Annotated in this window: 15 protein-coding genes; 13 read left to right on the forward strand and 2 right to left on the reverse strand. The window is 69.2% G+C overall.

The genetic code is table 11. The features are described from left to right. Positions 1 to 254 precede the first annotated feature (254 nt). Genes MFF24_RS10090 through radA form a run of 4 tightly spaced genes read left to right on the forward strand, consistent with a single transcriptional unit; the run spans position 255 to position 5,161 of the window. Entirely contained in the window at positions 255 to 1,742 is a 1,488-nt protein-coding gene (locus tag MFF24_RS10090) for a replicative DNA helicase (RefSeq protein WP_108941686.1), read from the forward strand. A 35-nt stretch (positions 1,743 to 1,777) separates the two neighbouring features. Continuing rightward, positions 1,778 to 2,590, forward strand: coding sequence for a DUF29 family protein (locus tag MFF24_RS10095; protein ID WP_162940613.1), 813 nt, complete (start codon positions 1,778 to 1,780; stop codon positions 2,588 to 2,590). A 20-nt stretch (positions 2,591 to 2,610) separates the two neighbouring features. Next, entirely contained in the window at positions 2,611 to 3,684 is a 1,074-nt protein-coding gene (gene alr, locus MFF24_RS10100) for an alanine racemase (protein WP_238224359.1), read from the forward strand. Positions 3,685 to 3,730: 46 nt separating this feature from the next. Then, complete coding sequence (radA, locus tag MFF24_RS10105; RefSeq protein ID WP_238224360.1) at positions 3,731 to 5,161, forward strand: DNA repair protein RadA; 1,431 nt, start codon at positions 3,731 to 3,733, stop codon at positions 5,159 to 5,161. A gap of 60 nt (positions 5,162 to 5,221) precedes the next feature. Here the strand turns inward: radA and MFF24_RS10110 are convergent, their stop codons facing one another. Together MFF24_RS10110 and MFF24_RS10115 are read right to left on the reverse strand one after the other, a co-directional pair. Next, positions 5,222 to 5,842 (reverse strand): SCO family protein, encoded by a 621-nt coding sequence (locus MFF24_RS10110; RefSeq protein ID WP_238224361.1) that lies wholly within the window; start codon positions 5,840 to 5,842, stop codon positions 5,222 to 5,224. Then, positions 5,835 to 6,953, reverse strand: coding sequence for an MBL fold metallo-hydrolase (locus tag MFF24_RS10115; RefSeq protein WP_108941683.1), 1,119 nt, complete (start codon positions 6,951 to 6,953; stop codon positions 5,835 to 5,837). The genes MFF24_RS10110 and MFF24_RS10115 overlap by 8 nt, the downstream gene beginning before the upstream one ends. 410 nt (positions 6,954 to 7,363) lie before the next feature. On the opposite strand from MFF24_RS10115, the gene MFF24_RS10120 reads away from it, so the two are divergent. From MFF24_RS10120 to coaBC, 9 genes are all read left to right on the forward strand, one after another. Continuing rightward, positions 7,364 to 7,960, forward strand: coding sequence for a CvpA family protein (locus MFF24_RS10120; RefSeq protein ID WP_108941682.1), 597 nt, complete (start codon positions 7,364 to 7,366; stop codon positions 7,958 to 7,960). A gap of 232 nt (positions 7,961 to 8,192) precedes the next feature. After that, complete coding sequence (gene purF, locus MFF24_RS10125) at positions 8,193 to 9,668, forward strand: amidophosphoribosyltransferase (RefSeq protein ID WP_238224362.1); 1,476 nt, start codon at positions 8,193 to 8,195, stop codon at positions 9,666 to 9,668. Between the two features lie 4 nt (positions 9,669 to 9,672). Continuing rightward, positions 9,673 to 10,416 carry an SDR family NAD(P)-dependent oxidoreductase gene (locus MFF24_RS10130; RefSeq protein WP_108941680.1) on the forward strand — a complete coding sequence of 248 codons (744 nt, stop codon included), beginning with the start codon at positions 9,673 to 9,675 and terminating at the stop codon, positions 10,414 to 10,416. A 98-nt stretch (positions 10,417 to 10,514) separates the two neighbouring features. Beyond that, complete coding sequence (locus MFF24_RS10135) at positions 10,515 to 10,922, forward strand: dihydrofolate reductase (protein WP_231344032.1); 408 nt, start codon at positions 10,515 to 10,517, stop codon at positions 10,920 to 10,922. A 115-nt stretch (positions 10,923 to 11,037) separates the two neighbouring features. Beyond that, positions 11,038 to 11,817 (forward strand): bifunctional demethylmenaquinone methyltransferase/2-methoxy-6-polyprenyl-1,4-benzoquinol methylase UbiE, encoded by a 780-nt coding sequence (gene ubiE / locus MFF24_RS10140; protein ID WP_238224363.1) that lies wholly within the window; start codon positions 11,038 to 11,040, stop codon positions 11,815 to 11,817. A gap of 136 nt (positions 11,818 to 11,953) precedes the next feature. Further along, complete coding sequence (gene ubiB / locus MFF24_RS10145; protein WP_238224364.1) at positions 11,954 to 13,516, forward strand: 2-polyprenylphenol 6-hydroxylase; 1,563 nt, start codon at positions 11,954 to 11,956, stop codon at positions 13,514 to 13,516. 42 nt (positions 13,517 to 13,558) lie between these two features. Further along, entirely contained in the window at positions 13,559 to 13,786 is a 228-nt protein-coding gene (locus MFF24_RS10150) for a hypothetical protein (RefSeq protein ID WP_108941676.1), read from the forward strand. Between the two features lie 12 nt (positions 13,787 to 13,798). Beyond that, positions 13,799 to 14,077, forward strand: a complete 279-nt coding sequence (locus MFF24_RS10155) for a type II toxin-antitoxin system RelE/ParE family toxin (protein WP_108941675.1) — start codon at positions 13,799 to 13,801, stop codon at positions 14,075 to 14,077. Positions 14,078 to 14,146: 69 nt separating this feature from the next. Continuing rightward, a complete protein-coding gene (coaBC, locus tag MFF24_RS10160; protein WP_238224365.1) occupies positions 14,147 to 15,427 on the forward strand; it encodes a bifunctional phosphopantothenoylcysteine decarboxylase/phosphopantothenate--cysteine ligase CoaBC in 1,281 nt (426 codons plus the stop codon). Positions 15,428 to 15,548: the final 121 nt, after the last annotated feature.

Here is a 15,548-nt window from a genome sequence, read left to right on the forward strand (position 1 = left end):
ACTTGTTCTCAATCCGTTCCAGCATGACGCCCGCGATTCCCGCCGCCCGGGAGCCGCGGGCGTCTCGCGTTTTACAAGGCATCGTCCCGAAAGGTGGCCCCCGGCTTTCGACGATGCCTCAGGCGTATGGCGTGCGTGTTGCAGCCGGTTCGAACCAGGTCGGCTAAGGAAGGCTTCACCATCCCGAGGCAAGGTCCGGCGGGCATGAAACGGGGCGGTTAAGCCGCCCGGAACCGGAGCGACGGACAAGCGCCATGGCCCTGCCCAACGCCCTCACGGCCAATCTCGAGACGGTGCAGCCCGAATACCGGGTGCCGCCGCACAACATCGACGCGGAGCAGGCCCTGCTCGGCGCGATCATGGTCAACAACGACGCCTATTACCGCGTCTCGGACTTCCTGCTGCCCGAGCACTTCATGGAGGCGGTCCACCGCCAGATCTTCGAAGTCGCGGTCTCGCTGATCAAGGCGGGCAAGCTCGCCACGCCGATCACGCTCAAGACCTATCTGGGCGATGCCGATCTCGGCGGCGTCACGCCGATGCAGTACCTCGCCCGTCTCGCGGCGGAGGCCACCACCGTCATCAACGCCGGCGAGTACGGCCGCACCATCTACGATCTGGCGATCCGCCGCCGCCTCATCACCATCGGCGAGGATCTGGTCAACGGCGCCTTCGAGGCGCCGGTCGAGTCCCGGCCCCGCGACCAGATCGAGGCGACCGAGCGCCGGCTCTACGAACTCGCCGAATCCGGCAAGTACGACGGCGGCTTCCAGAAGTTCTCCGACGCGCTGACCGCAGCCATCGACATGGCGGCGAAAGCCTACCAGCGCGACGGCAAGCTCTCGGGCATCTCCACGGGGCTGACCGACCTCGACGCCAAGATGGGCGGGCTGCAACCCTCCGACCTGATCATCCTCGCGGGGCGCCCGGCCATGGGCAAGACCTCGCTGGTGACCAACATCGCCTTCAACATCGCCAAGGCCTATCGCGGCGAGAAGCAGCCCGACGGCACCATGCAGACCGTCAATGGTGGCATCGTCGGCTTCTTCTCGCTCGAAATGTCGGCCGAGCAATTGGCGACCCGCATCATCGCCGAGCAGTCCGGCGTGCCCTCCTACAAGATCCGCCGCGGCGACATCCGCCCCGAGGACTTCTACAAGATCACCGATGCGGCGCGGGACATGCAGACGATCCCGTTCTACATCGACCAGACCGGCGGCATCTCGATCGCCCAGCTCGCCGCCCGCGCCCGGCGCCTCAAGCGCCAGAAGGGCCTCGACCTCCTCATCATCGACTACCTTCAGCTCCTCTCCGGCTCCGGCAAGAAGAGCGACAACCGCGTGCAGGAGATGACCGAGATCACCACCGGCATGAAGGCGCTGGCCAAGGAGCTGGCGGTGCCGATCATCGGCCTGTCGCAGCTCTCGCGTCAGGTCGAGAACCGCGACGACAAGCGGCCGCAGCTCTCGGACCTGCGCGAATCCGGCTCGATCGAGCAGGACGCCGACGTGGTGATGTTCGTGTTCCGCGAGGAATATTACGTCGGCAACAAGAAGCCGCGCGAGGGCACGGAGGAGTTCTTCGCCTGGGAAGCCGAGATGCAGCGCGTCCACGGCAAGGCCGAGGTCATCCTGGGCAAGCAGCGCCACGGCCCGACCGGCACGGTGGAGTTGCAGTTCGACGCCAACATCACCCGGTTCTCGAATCTGGCGCAGAGCGACCGGATGCCCGAGCAGATGTGATAAGGTCAATCAGGATTGATTGATCGGAGCTTCCCTTGGCTCTCGCACCGCAGGCGCGGCCACCCGCGCCACCGACGCTGAACGAGGTCTTCGAGGCCGAGCAGCAGCTTGTCGGGCTCATCCTGGCCGAGCCCGCCGTCTATGGCCGGATCGCCGCGATCCTGCGCGACGAGGATTGGACCGAGCGGCTCCATCGCGGTGTCTTCGAAGTGGCATGCCGCCTCCTCGAAGAGGGCCGGCCTGTGTCGCCCGGCTCGGTGCTACCGCGGGTCAGCGACGTGGCGCCGGATGGAGGTCCGGCCGATCGCTACCTCATCGCGCTTGTCGCAAAAGCTCCGCCTTCGGCCCTCGCCGAGCCCCTCGCGCGTCTCATGGCCGAGGCCGCGCATGCCCGCACGGGGCCCGACCACCTCGACCGTGACCTCTATGCCTGGGCCTACGAGCAGGCTCAGGCGCTCCGCCGCGGGCAGTTCGCCGCCCTGGATGCGCTCAATCTGGCCGAGGAGATCGAGGACTTGGGCGGCGAGATCTACAACAAGCTGGAGAGCGCCTTTCGGATCATCCTGATGCATCTCTTGAAGTGGGATCATCAGCCCGAGCGGCGTTCGCGAAGCTGGACGGTCTCCATCCGCGTCAAGCGCGTCGATGCCGAGCTTCTTCTCGAACGTTCCCCGAGCTTGAAGCATCGCCTGCCGGGCGCCGTTCGCGATGCGTATCGCCGGGCGCGTATCGAGGCAGCCGGCGAGACCGGCCTCGACGACGACGTTTTTCCGGTCGAATGCCCCTACACCTTTGAGGCGATCATGAAGCGGCCAGTGCCCTGGCCGCCGGAGGGCGGGGAGTCCTGACCATTTCCGGAGACCGCTTCGTGTCGCCAGGCCACGGCGCCCGCCTGACCGTCGATCTCGCGGCGCTGACCGCGAACTGGCGAACCCTCGCGGCCTGCGCGCCCGAGGCGGAGTGCGGCGCCGTGGTGAAGGCCGACGCCTATGGCTGCGGCCTCGCCGCGGTTGCGCCGGCCCTGTGGCGGGCGGGCTGCCGCACGTTCTTCGTGGCGCACCTCTCCGAGGGCGTCGCGGCGCGGAAAATCCTGCCGGAAGCGGTGATCTACGTCCTCAACGGTCTGCCTCCGGGCAGCGTCGAGGCGTTCCGGGCCTACGACCTGCGCCCCGTCCTCGGCGACCGTGACGAACTCCTCGAATGGGCCGCCGCCACGGACGGCGCGTCGCCGGCCGCGCTCCACGTCGATACCGGCATGAACCGGCTCGGCCTCCCCGTCGCGGAGGCTCTGGCGCTGGCCGGCGATCCGGTGATCGCGCGGGCCGGCATCGACCTCGTGATGAGCCACCTCGTCAGCGCGGAAGCACCGGACGACGCCCTCAACGCGCGGCAAGCCGCCGATTTCGCCCGCATCCGGGCCGCCTTTCCAGGCCTGCGCGCCTCGCTCGCCAATTCCTCGGGCACCTGCCTCGCGGAGGCCGCCCGCCACGACCTGCTGCGGCCCGGCTACTCCCTGTTCGGCGGCAACCCGGAGCCCGGACGGGCGAACCCGATGCGGCCGGTGGTGCGATTGGAGGCGACGATCCTGCAGGTCCGCGACGTCGCGGCCGGCGAGACCTGCGGCTACAACGCCCGCTGGCAGGCCCCTACCTCCCGGCGGCTGGCCACGCTCTCGCTCGGCTACGCCGATGGCTATCCCCGCTCCGCCAGCAACAGCGGCCACGCGCTGGTCGGTGGCGTGGCCTGCCCGATCGCCGGCCTGATCTCGATGGACCTCATCATCCTCGACGTCACCGATGCACCGGAGGCGCGCCGCGGCGGCACCGCCACACTGATCGGCGATGAGCTCGACATCGATACAGTGGGCCGCGCCGCGGGCACGATCGGCTACGAGATCCTGACGGGGCTGGGTTCCCGTTATGTTCGCTCTTATGTAGAGTGACCGACGCCGACCCGCCGGCCTCCTTCACAGACGCCCTCCTCCCCGAATGGCCAAGATCCAACAGACCTTCGTCTGCCAGTCCTGCGGGGCGGTCTACAACCGCTGGCGCGGGCGCTGCGAGGCCTGCAACGGCTGGAACACGATCCAGGAGGAGGTCGCCTCCACCGGCCCCCAATCCGGCCCGGCCGCGACCCGCCCGTCGCGGGCGCGGGGCCGCGTCTTCCCCCTCGAAGGGCTGACCGGCGAGGCCAAGGAGGCGCCGCGCACGGCCTCCGGCATCAACGAGCTCGACCGGGTGACCGGCGGCGGCTTCGTGCGCGGCTCGGTGATCCTGCTCGGCGGCGATCCCGGCATCGGCAAGTCGACGCTGCTGATGCAGGCTTCGGCCGCCATGGCGAAAACCGGTGAGCGCGTCGCCTATATCTCCGGCGAGGAGGCGGTGGGGCAGGTGCGGCTGCGCGCCGAGCGGCTGGGCCTCGCGAAGTATCCGGTGGAACTCGCCGCGCAGACGAATGTCGAGGACATCGTCGAGACGCTGTCGCAGGGGCACCCGCCGGCGCTGACCATCATCGACTCGATCCAGACCATGTGGACCGAGACGGTGGAATCGGCACCGGGTACCGTCACCCAGGTGCGCTCCTCCGCCCAGGCCCTGATCCGCTTCGCCAAGACCACCGGCACGGCCGTCATCCTCGTCGGCCACGTCACCAAGGACGGGCAGATCGCCGGGCCGCGCGTGGTCGAGCACATGGTCGACGCGGTCGCCTCCTTCGAGGGCGACCAGGGCCACCATTTCCGAATCTTACGCGCGGTGAAGAACCGCTTCGGGCCGACCGACGAGATCGGCGTGTTCGAGATGACCGATGCGGGGCTTGCCGAGGTGCCCAACCCCTCCGCCCTGTTCCTGGCGGGCCGCGACCACGCCGCGCCGGGCACCGCGGTCTTTGCCGGGATGGAGGGCACGCGACCGCTGCTCGTCGAAATCCAGGCGCTGGTCGCCCCCTCCTCGCTCGGGATGCCGCGCCGGGCCGTGGTCGGCTGGGACCCCAACCGCCTGTCGATGGTGCTCGCCGTGCTGGAGGCCCATGGCGGCATCCGCCTTGGGGGCCACGACGTCTACCTCAACGTCGCGGGCGGGCTTCGTATCTCCGAGCCCGCGGCCGATCTCGCGGTCGCCGCCGCGCTCGTCTCCTCGCTCTCCGAGTCGGCTCTGCCCTCCGATTCAGTCTATTTCGGTGAGCTCGGCCTGTCGGGGGCGGTGCGGCCGGTCTCGCAGGCGCCCGCCCGGCTGAAGGAGGCGCTGAAGCTCGGCTTCGGCAAGGCGATCACCCCGCAGGGGCGCGGCGAGACCGGCGACCGGGCGCTGCCGACGGACGCCTTGCGCCACATCGCCGATCTCGTCGCCGGCATCGCCTCGGGCGCGCCGCGGCGCGGCGGAGGTCGCCAGCGGGCCGTGCGCCACGAGGAGGAGATGTAGCGCGATCGAGAGCATCGTCTTTTTCGAAAAAAGCCGGCGGCCGGCCTTCGGGACGATGCTCTATTCCGGCGCGGGCCGCGCGGCGAGGTGCGGCCGCAGGATCGTCAGCATCCGCTCGGCCGAGGTGCCGGGCGGGAAGAAGCCGAGATAGGCCCCCGAGCGGTCCATCAGATAGATGAAGGCGGAATGCTCGACAGCCCGGCCGCCCTCGGGGCGCGGGCTCGTCTCGTAATAGACCTTGTAGGCATCGGCGGCACGGCGGATCGCCGCCTCGCTGCCCGTCAGGCCGACCAGACGCGGATGGAAGTTCGGCAAGTATTCCGCCAGCAGCGCGGCCGTGTCGTGCTCGGGGTCGAGCGTGATGAAGATCGGCTGGACGGCGTCGGCCTCCGGGCCGAGCAGCGTGAGCGCCCGGCCGATCTCCATCAACTCCGTGGGGCAGACATCCGGGCAGGCGGTGTAGCCGAAGGTGACGAGGAGGAGGCGGCCACGGAAATCGGCCTCCGTGCGGGGCCGACCGGCCTGATCGGTCAGCGCGAACGGACCGCCGACCGGCTCGCGGTTCCACATCAGGACGTCCATCAGTTCGGCGGCCGAGCGGCGCGGCGGGGTCTCGCCGCGCGCGGCCCCGGCCATGCCGAGCAGGCCGAGCAGCACGGCCGCGAGCGCCCGGTTACGCACTGAAGACGAGCCGGCTGCCGGTCGTCGGAACGATGACGTTCTCCGGCATCTGCGCCTGCGCCTCGAGCGCGAAGTTCAGGCCGCTGCAATGCATTGGGATCACCACATCGGGCTTGAGGGCGCGGATCTCGCCAACGACCTGGGTCAGGTACTCCTTCGGCGCGGGGCCGAGATGGAAGCCGCCGACGATGGCGTGCACCTTCTCCACGCCGGAAACCTCCTGTGCCTGCCGCACCGAGTTGACGATGCCGACATGGCCGCAGGACGAGATCACCACGAGGCCCTTGCCCCGCACGTTGAAGCAGGTGGCGTGCTCGTGGACGTGCTCATCGGGGATGATCTTCCCCTGCAGTTCGGCGGGCGAATAGTGGCTGGCATCGCAGCCGAGGCCGTCCTTGATGCCGCGCTCGACGAAGGTGTTGGGCAGGATGCGCTCGATGGAGGAGCGCTTAATCTGCCCCGTGGTGAAGGCGTGGCCGGCGACCACCGTCGGCGTCTCGCACAGCACGGTCGAGATCCGCTGCGCCGTCAGTTCGCGCCGGTCGAGCTGGCCGAAATCGGTGAACTGCCCGGTCGTGCCGACGGGGCTCAGGCGGTGACAGAAATTGTCCTCGCCGCCGGCATAGAGCTTCAGGTCGGGCGCCAGCGCGCTCCGGTACTTGTCGAGGAAGCCGGTCAGGCCGCCGTAATGGTCGTGATGGCCATGGCTGACGATCAGCGCATCGACCTTGGTCGGATCGACCTTGAGGATCTCGATATTGTTGAGGAGCGCCTCGGGGCTGTAGCCGAAATCGAGCAGGATCGTACGCGCCTCCTCCGCCCGCCAGGATTCCGCGAACAGGGACAGGCCCCACTGATTGTGCAGCACCCGGCGGTAATCGGCACCGCGGCCGTTGCCCGGCGGCTGGTGCAGCACGCCCTGGACGGTCGCGGGCTTCAGGAACTGGTCGTGGGCCGAGTCGATCAGGACGCGCAGGGACAGCTTATCGACCGTCGGCACCGCGATCGGCGCGGCGCTGGCGATCTCGATGCAGGCGAAACCGGCGGCGGCGCCGGCCGCGAAGACCGCGGATCCCCGCAGGAAGCCGCGCCTGTCGATCGTACCGGCCATCCTCGTCAACCCTCGTTCGTATCTTGAATACTTCGGTTATAGCCGAGATTGCTTGGAAGAAGCTTTTCACTTTCAACGGATTCGTGAAACATCCTGCGCGCCAGTAAGGCGGAGGCGGGAGAGCTTGCTCTCGTGATCCGATTTCTTCGAGGATCGGATCCGGGCCGGAATGCCGATCCCGGGGGCCGAGCTCCGGCGCCCGGCCCATGCGGGCTTCGGCTCGCCCGATCGCCCCGGGCGGTTCGGGCCGGACTGTTCGGACACGCCCGCACGAACGCGCACGCCCCGAAGGTGACGGCCGAGGTTCGCCGGGGTATATGGTTAAAGACCAGAGCGGATGCGCGGCCCGGGGGAGCCGTCGTCGTCCGGGCAAGGCTGCCCCGTCCCGCCCCAGCGAACCATATCCTGCGATGCCGTTTTCCGTCCTCGACCTCGTGGTGCTCGGCATCGTGCTCGTCTCGGCGCTGCTCGCCGCCGTGCGCGGCGTGACGCGCGAGGTGCTCGCGATCATTGCCTGGGTGGCCGCCGCCGCCGTGGCGTGGTCGCTGCACCCGCTGCTCCTGCCCACCGTCAAGCAGCACATCTCCAGCGACACCGTGGCGCTGGTGGCCTCCATCGCCGCCATCTTCCTCGCCACCCTGATCGTGGTCTCGCTGGTGACGGTGAAGATCTCCGACCTCGTGCTCGATTCGCGCATCGGCGCCGTCGACCGCTCGCTCGGCTTCCTGTTCGGGGCCGGCCGCGGTTTCCTGATCTGCGTGATCGGCTGGGTGTTCCTGGCTTGGCTGGTCCAGGGCAAGGTTCCGGACTGGGCGGCGCAGGCCAAGAGCCGGTCGCTGCTCGAAAGCTCGGGCGAGGCGCTGGTGGCGCAGTTGCCCGACAACCCGGAAGGCTTCCTCAAGCAGTTCCGCAAGCCGAAGGGTGACGGACCGGCCGAGGAGCCGCCGCCGGAGACCGATCTCCCCGCCCAGCGCCGCAGCGATGCGGGCCCGGCGCCGAAGCGCTGAACCACGGCTCAAATCCGAAATCTGCGTTGCACCGGCAACGCAGCCGGATTGCGCACGATATGCTGGAATCGGTCTTGGTTGCGACGCGATCCGAGCCTAGGTAACGGTTTCACGACGGTCCCGGCGTCATCCCTCGCGGCAGAGGCTGCGGGCGGAGGCGCCTTCGGCCGTTTCCCGCCGTGCCGGACGTGAGGCTGCGGTTCGCTCCGCGCCTCCAGGATTCGAGATCGACATGTCAGCTGTCAGCGCGAGCGCCGACGTCCGGGATCTGGACATCGACGGGGACACGCTTCGCGAGGAATGCGGCGTCTTCGGCATCTACGGGCACGACGACGCCTCGGCGATCGTGGCGCTCGGCCTGCACGCCCTGCAGCATCGCGGCCAGGAGGCGGCGGGCATCGTCTCCTACGACGAGGGCGTGTTCCACTCCGAGCGCCGCCAGGGCCTCGTGGGCGACAACTTCTCCGACCGCGGCACGATCGAGCGGCTCGCCGGCCGCTCGGCCATCGGTCACGTGCGCTACTCGACCACCGGCGGCACCATCCTGCGCAACGTCCAGCCGCTGTTCGCCGAACTCGCCAGCGGCGGTCTAGCGGTGGCGCATAACGGCAACCTGACCAACGCGCTCTCGATCCGCCGCGACCTCGTGCGCGACGGCGCCATCACGCAGTCGACCTCGGACACCGAGGTGATCCTGCATCTGGCCGCCCGCTCGCGCAAACCGCGGATCGTCGAGCGCTTCATCGACGCGCTGCAGCAGATCGAGGGCGCCTATGCCATCGTCGCGCTCACCAACAAGAAGCTGATCGGCGCCCGCGATCCACTCGGCATCCGCCCGCTGGTGCTCGGCGAACTCGACGGCCGCTACATCCTCGCCTCCGAATCCTGCGCGCTCGACATCATCGGCGCCCGCTTCATCCGCGACGTCGAGAACGGCGAGGTGGTGGTGATCTCGGAGGAGGGCGTCGAGTCGGTCCGCTTCGCGGAGGCGCGGCCGATGCGCCCCTGCATCTTCGAGTACATCTACTTCGCCCGCCCCGACTCGGTGGTGAACGGCAAGAGCGTCTACGGCGTGCGCAAGGCCATCGGCCAGGAACTCGCCCGCGAGGCCCTGCCCGAGGCCGACGTGGTGATCCCGGTGCCGGATTCCGGCGTGCCGGCGGCACTCGGCTTCGCCCAGGAAGCGGGCCTGCCCTTCGAGATGGGTATCATCCGCAACCACTATGTCGGGCGCACCTTCATCCAGCCGACCCAGACCGTGCGCGAACTGGGCGTCCGGATGAAGCACTCGGCCAACCGCGCCGCGGTCGAGGGCAAGCGCATCGTGCTCGTCGACGACAGCCTCGTGCGCGGCACCACCTCGGTGAAGATCGTGCGAATGATGCGCGACGCCGGCGCCCGCGAGGTGCATTTCCGCATCGCCTCGCCGCCGATCACCTATCCCGATTTCTACGGCATCGACACGCCCGAGCGCGAGAAGCTCCTGGCCGCCACCCACGACCTCGAGGCGATGCGCAAATATATCGGCGCCGATTCGCTGGCCTTCCTGTCGATCCCCGGCCTCTACCGGGCGATGGGCGAGACCGAGCGGAACGCCGCCTGCCCGCAATACACAGACCATTGCTTCACCGGCGACTACCCGACCGGCCTGACCGATCTGGCCATAGCCGGGCCGAAGCGCTTCGCGATGCTGGCCGAGGCGGACTGAGCCGATGGCCGAGAAGATCCTCGACGGCCGCGTCGCCGTCGTCACCGGCGCCTCGCGCGGCATCGGCCGCGCCGCCGCGCTCGCGCTGGCAGGAGCCGGCGCCCACGTCGTCGCGGTGGCCCGCACGCAGGGCGGGCTGGAAGAGCTCGACGACGCGATCCGGCAGGCGGGCGGCCAAGCGACGCTGGTGCCCCTCGACCTCACCGATTTCGATGCGATCGACCGCCTGGGTGCGGCGCTCCACGAGCGCTGGGGCCGGCTCGACGCGGTGGTCGGCAATGCCGGCATCCTCGGCAACCTGATGCCGATCTCGCACGTGACGCCCAAGGCTTGGGATCAGGTGATGGCGATCAACGTCACCGCCAACTGGCGCTTGATCCGCTCGTTCGATCCGCTCCTGCAGCGCTCGGATGCGGGCCGCGCGATCTTCGTCTCATCCGGCGCAGCGGCGAAATGCCGGGCCTATTGGGGGGCCTACGCCGTCTCGAAGGCGGCGCTGGAGGCGATGGTGCGCACCTACGCTGCCGAGAACGAGCGCACAGGGGTGCGCGCCATGCTGCTCAATCCGGGACCCTTGCGCACCCGCATGCGCGCGGCGGCGATGCCGGGCGAGGATCCGGCCACGCTCAAGACCCCGGAGGAGCTGGCCCCGCATTTCGTGCGTCTCGCCTCGCCCGCATGGAACGAGACGGGCAAACTCTACGATTTCCCCAGCGACCGGGTTCTGGATTTCCAGTCTCCCCAGTAAGGGGGGCCGGGGCCAAGGCCCCGGCGGGTGACGGCGGAGCCTGTCTTCTTAGGCCCATCCTCTTCGGCCCCTCCTCTTCGGCTTGTAGGGTTTCAGCCATGATCGACGTCCGCTGCATCTGCGCCATCGGCCAGCGGGGCCAGCTCGGCCTCAACGGGCACCTCCCCTGGGAGGGCAACACCGATCCGCTCTTCGTCGAGGACGTGACGCGCTTCTTCGCGCTGACCATGGGCCACGTTCTGATCGCCGGGCCGAAGACCGTGGCCTCGGTGCCGGAATTCGCGTTCAAGGACCGCACCATCGACGTGATCCGCTCGCACGAGGACCCGGAAGCGGTGCTGGCCCGCTATCCCGGCCGCCGCATCTTCGTCGGCGGCGGCATCGCGGTCTGGAACGTCTACGCCCGCTACATCCAGCACTGGGACGTCACGCGCCTCCCCTACGACGGCGAGGCCGACCGCTGGTTCGACCCGGCCTGGCTCGTCGGCGGTCCGCTGCGCGGCTGAGGTCTTCCTCGCACTCTGCATCCCCGCTGCCGCATGGCGGTTCGATCCGGCATTCGCTAAGGAGGCTCGGCCGAAGCCGTGGACGGCTGCGGGGCGAGCGCAGGGTTAGGATCGGATGAGCGGAACGGACGCGAGGGCCGGCGACACGGACGCCACCGCCGATTTCGGCTACGAGCGCGTGCGGCTCTCCGAGAAGCAGGCCCGGGTCGACGACGTGTTCCGCTCGGTGGCGCGCCGCTACGACCTGATGAACGACCTGATGTCGGGCGGGCTGCACCGGGCCTGGAAGTCGCACCTGATCTCGATGCTGCGCCCGTCGCACACGCGGCCCTACCACCACCTCGACGTCGCCGGCGGCACCGGCGACATCGCCTTCCGCACGCTCGCGGCGGGCGGCCCCGAGACCCACGTCACCGTGCTCGACATCAACGAGGCGATGCTGCGGGTCGGCGCCGAGCGCGCGGGGCACAAGTACGACGGCCGCATCGACTTCGTGACCGGCAACGCCGAGACGCTGCCGCTGCCGGCGGGTCACTTCGACAGCTACACCATCGCCTTCGGCATCCGGAACGTGCCGCGCATCGACGTGGCGCTCCGGGAAGCGCACCGGGTGCTCAAGCCCGGCGGGCGCTTCCTGTGCCTGGAATTCTCCCGCGTCGACCTCCCCGTGCTGGAGAAGATCTACGACGCCTACTCCTTCCACGTGATCCCGCGCATCGGCGAGCGGGTGGCGGGCGACCGCGACTCCTACCAGTACCTCGTCGAGTCGATCCGCAAGTTCCCCTCTCCCGACGCGTTCGCCCGGATGATCGAGGCGGCAGGCTTTGCGCATGTCAGCCACCGCCGGCTCTCGGGTGGCATCGTCGCGATCCATTCCGGCTGGAAGATTTCTTGATTCTTTTCCGGTCTCAGGTGCTGGCACCCGTCCCCGCGGGGGGCTCCGCAGGATCGGGCCTCGCGGCGCGGGGCGCTCTTCGCGTCGGCCTCCCAGCGCGCCCCTTCTTCGAGCGATCAGCTTGCAGGTTTCGCGGATGCTAGGCGCCGTCTTCCACCTCGCGCGCGGCGCCCATGTCGGCTTCGTGCTCGCCCGCGAGGGCGGGCTCGCCCTGATCGACCCGGCGCAATTGCCGCCGCATCTGCGGCTCGCGCTGAAACTCGGCCGATCCCTGGAGCGGCGCGGCGTCGCCGAGGCGCCGGGTGCCAGCCCGCTGGAGCGCGCGCTGACCCGGCTCGGCCCCTCCTACGTCAAGTTCGGCCAGTTCCTGGCGACCCGGCCCGACATCGTCGGCATGGCCGCCGCCCGCGACCTCGAGCGGCTTCAGGACCGGGTGCCGCCCTTCCCGCAGGGCGTGGCGATGCGGGTGGTCGAGGCGGAACTCGGCAAGCCGGTCTCGGCCCTGTTCACCGCCTTCAGCGAGCCGGTGGCCGCGGCCTCGATCGCCCAGGTCCACAAGGCGACCGTGCTCGATGCCGACGGCACGCAGCGCACCGTCGCCGTCAAGGTGATGCGGCCCGGCGTGCGCGAGCGCTTCGCCAAGGACCTGCAGGCGATGCGGTTCATGGCCCGCATCGTCAACGCGCTGCTGCCCGACGCCGAGCGGCTGCGCCCGCGCGAGGTCGTCGAGATCCTGGCCCGCTCCGTCACCATGGAGATGGATTTCCGGCTCGAAGCGGCGGCGATGTCGGAACTCGCCCAGAACACCAAGGGCGACACCGATTTCCGCACGCCGCGCCCCGAATGGGCGCTGACGGCCCGCGACGTGCTGACCTCCGAGTGGATCGACGGCGTGCGCCTCAACGACCGCGCCGGCATCGTCGCGGCGGGCCACGACCCCAAGGCGCTCGGCCGGGTGGTGATCCAGTCCTTCCTGCGCCAAGCGATCCGCGACGGGTTCTTCCACGCGGACATGCACCCCGGAAACCTGTTCGTCGATCCGCAGGGGCGGCTCGTCGCCGTCGATTTCGGCATCATGGGCCGGCTCGGCCATGCCGAGCGGCGCTTCCTCGCCGAGATCCTGCTCGGCTTCATCACCCGCGACTACCGCCGCGTCGCCCAGGTGCATTTCGAGGCCGGCTACGTGCCGCGCCACCACTCGGTGGACGATTTCGCGCAAGCCATCCGGGCGATCGGCGAGCCGATCCACCAGCGCCGGGCCGACGAGATCTCCATGGCCAAGGTGCTCACGCTGCTGTTCGACGTGACCGCCCTGTTCGACATGAGCACCCGCACCGAGCTGGTGATGCTGCAAAAGACCATGGTGGTGGTGGAGGGCGTCGCCCGCTCGCTCGATCCGCAGCTCGACATGTGGACCGGCGCCGAGCCGGTGGTGCGCTCGTGGATCACCCGCCATCTCGGCCCCGTCGGCCGGCTGGAGGGCGGGGCACGTGCCGCGATGACGCTCGCCGAGGTCGTCTCCGACATCCCCGACATCGCGCAACGCATCCGCCGCATCATGATCCGCCTCGACGAGGAGGGAACGCGCGACACCAAGGCGATCGAGCGCTTGGTCAAGCTGGAGCGCCGTCACGCGCTCCTGACCACCCTGGCCCTGTGGGGGATCGCCGTGGGGGCGCTGGTGCTGGCCTTCCGGTGAGGGCCCTTCTCAGCCGCCGGATTTCCCCTACACTCCCACATCATGACCGACCTTCTCGACAAGGCGATCACCGCCGTCCGCAACCTGCCACCCGAGGCGCAGGACGCCATCGCGCGCTTGGTGTTGAGCTATGCGAGCGAGGAACAGGCCGTCTACCGCTTCACTCCGGAGGAGGAGGCGGAGCAGGATGAGGCCGATGCCGCCGAAGCACGCGGCGATTTTGCGACCGACGACGAAGTGCGCGCGATCTGGGCCAAGTACGGTCTGTGAGCAGTGTGACTTGTGAAGCTGCGCCTCACACGCCCTGCCGCGCGTCAACTCGATCAGGCACTCGCTTATGTTGCCCAGCATAATCCGCAGGGTGCGAACCATGTGCAGGCACGCCTGCAGGATCTGATGCTTCTGTTGCTAGAACATCCGTCTGCAGGGCAGGCGACGACAAGGCGCGGCGTCCGGCGCATCGTCGCGTCACCTTATCCTTACGTGCTAACCTATCGCATCGGAAACGGCGAAATCATCATCCGCAGCGTGCGGCACACCGCCCGCCGACCTCTTTTCTGAAGCTTCAGCTCACGCTGCGTCGAATATCCTCCCCTTGACGCGCGCCCCACAAATCCCCGTTCTGCGCCGATGTCGTCTCCGCTCGAAAAACCCCTCGCCGGCCGCCGTATCCTGCTGATCGTCGGCGGTGGGATCGCCGCCTACAAGGCGCTCGACCTGATCCGGCGCCTGCGCGAGCGTGGGGCGCAGGTGCGCCCCCTGCTCACCGACTCGGCCCAGGAATTCGTCACCCCGCTGGCCGCCGCCGCGCTCGCCGGGGAGCGGACCCATACCGACCTGTTCGATCGGGAGAGCGAGGCCGATATCGGCCACATCAAACTCGCGCGGGACGCCGACGCGATCGTGGTGGCGCCGGCCACCGCCAACCTGATGGCGCGGATGGCCACCGGCCACGCGCCGGACCTCGCCTCGACGGTTCTGCTCGCCACCACCCTGCCGATCCTGATCGCCCCGGCGATGAACGTGCGGATGTGGCTGCATCCGGCCACCCAGCGCAACCTCGCGACGCTGAAGGCCGACGGCGTCGCGGTCGTCGGCCCCAACGAGGGTGCCATGGCCGAGGCCGAATTCGGTCCAGGGCGGCTGGCCGAGCCGCACGAGATCGCCGACGCCCTCGAAACCCTGCTGGCGCAGCGTACTGAGGGCCCCGGCCTCGGCTTCCTGGCCGGGCGCGAGCCGTCCAAAAAACCGCTGGCGGGGCGGCACGTTCTCGTCACCTCGGGGCCGACCCACGAGCCGATCGATCCGGTGCGCTACCTCGCCAACCGCTCCTCGGGCCGCCAGGGCCACGCGGTCGCCGCCGCCGCGGCGCAAGCCGGTGCGCGGGTCACGCTGGTCTCGGGGCCGGTAACAATCCCCGATCCGGAGGGCGTCAGCGTGGTGCGGGTGGAGAGCGCTCGCGAGATGCTCGCCGCGGTCGAGGCGGCGCTGCCAGCCGATCTGGCGATCTTTGCCGCCGCGGTCGGCGACTGGCGCCCGGCCGAGATGCGGGCGGGCAAGATCAAGAAGGACGGCACTGCGCCGGCACCGCTGCAACTGGTCGAGAATCCCGACATCCTCGCCACCATCGCCGGCCGCACCGAGGGGCGCCCGCCCCTGGTCATCGGCTTCGCCGCCGAGACCGACGCGGTCCTCGACAACGCGCGGACGAAAATTGCGCGCAAGGGCTGCGACTGGATCGTGGCCAACGACGTCTCGGCGGAGGGCGGGGTGATGGGCGGCACCGAGAACACGGTGCATCTCGTGGGGCGCGAAGGCGGCGTCGAGACGTGGCCCAAGCTCGGCAAAGAGGAAGTCGGACGGCGGCTGGTGGCGCGGTTCGCGGAATTGCTGGCGGCCCAGTCGCACTGAGCAACGCCTATCGACGACCAGGCAAGAACGCGCCGCTCGCCTGGGATGCAAAAATGTTCCTCGGCGAGAGACCTTTAAGTTTTCTTCTGCTCAGCTTGCTCTCTTCGGTCCAGTGCCCAGA

Source organism: Methylorubrum aminovorans, from assembly GCF_022179725.1.
GTDB classification, from domain to species: Bacteria; Pseudomonadota; Alphaproteobacteria; order Rhizobiales; family Beijerinckiaceae; genus Methylobacterium; species Methylobacterium aminovorans.

Coding starts and splice junctions, on each gene's coding strand:
- MFF24_RS10090 (WP_108941686.1), top strand. CDS start 255: ATGGCCCTGCCCAACGCCCTCACGGCCAATCTCGAGACGGTGCAGCCC.
- radA (WP_238224360.1), top strand. CDS start 3,731: ATGGCCAAGATCCAACAGACCTTCGTCTGCCAGTCCTGCGGGGCGGTC.
- MFF24_RS10115 (WP_108941683.1), bottom strand. CDS start 6,953: ATGGCCGGTACGATCGACAGGCGCGGCTTCCTGCGGGGATCCGCGGTC.
- MFF24_RS10120 (WP_108941682.1), top strand. CDS start 7,364: ATGCCGTTTTCCGTCCTCGACCTCGTGGTGCTCGGCATCGTGCTCGTC.
- purF (WP_238224362.1), top strand. CDS start 8,193: ATGTCAGCTGTCAGCGCGAGCGCCGACGTCCGGGATCTGGACATCGAC.
- MFF24_RS10130 (WP_108941680.1), top strand. CDS start 9,673: ATGGCCGAGAAGATCCTCGACGGCCGCGTCGCCGTCGTCACCGGCGCC.
- MFF24_RS10135 (WP_231344032.1), top strand. CDS start 10,515: ATGATCGACGTCCGCTGCATCTGCGCCATCGGCCAGCGGGGCCAGCTC.
- ubiE (WP_238224363.1), top strand. CDS start 11,038: ATGAGCGGAACGGACGCGAGGGCCGGCGACACGGACGCCACCGCCGAT.
- ubiB (WP_238224364.1), top strand. CDS start 11,954: ATGCTAGGCGCCGTCTTCCACCTCGCGCGCGGCGCCCATGTCGGCTTC.
- MFF24_RS10150 (WP_108941676.1), top strand. CDS start 13,559: ATGACCGACCTTCTCGACAAGGCGATCACCGCCGTCCGCAACCTGCCA.
- coaBC (WP_238224365.1), top strand. CDS start 14,147: ATGTCGTCTCCGCTCGAAAAACCCCTCGCCGGCCGCCGTATCCTGCTG.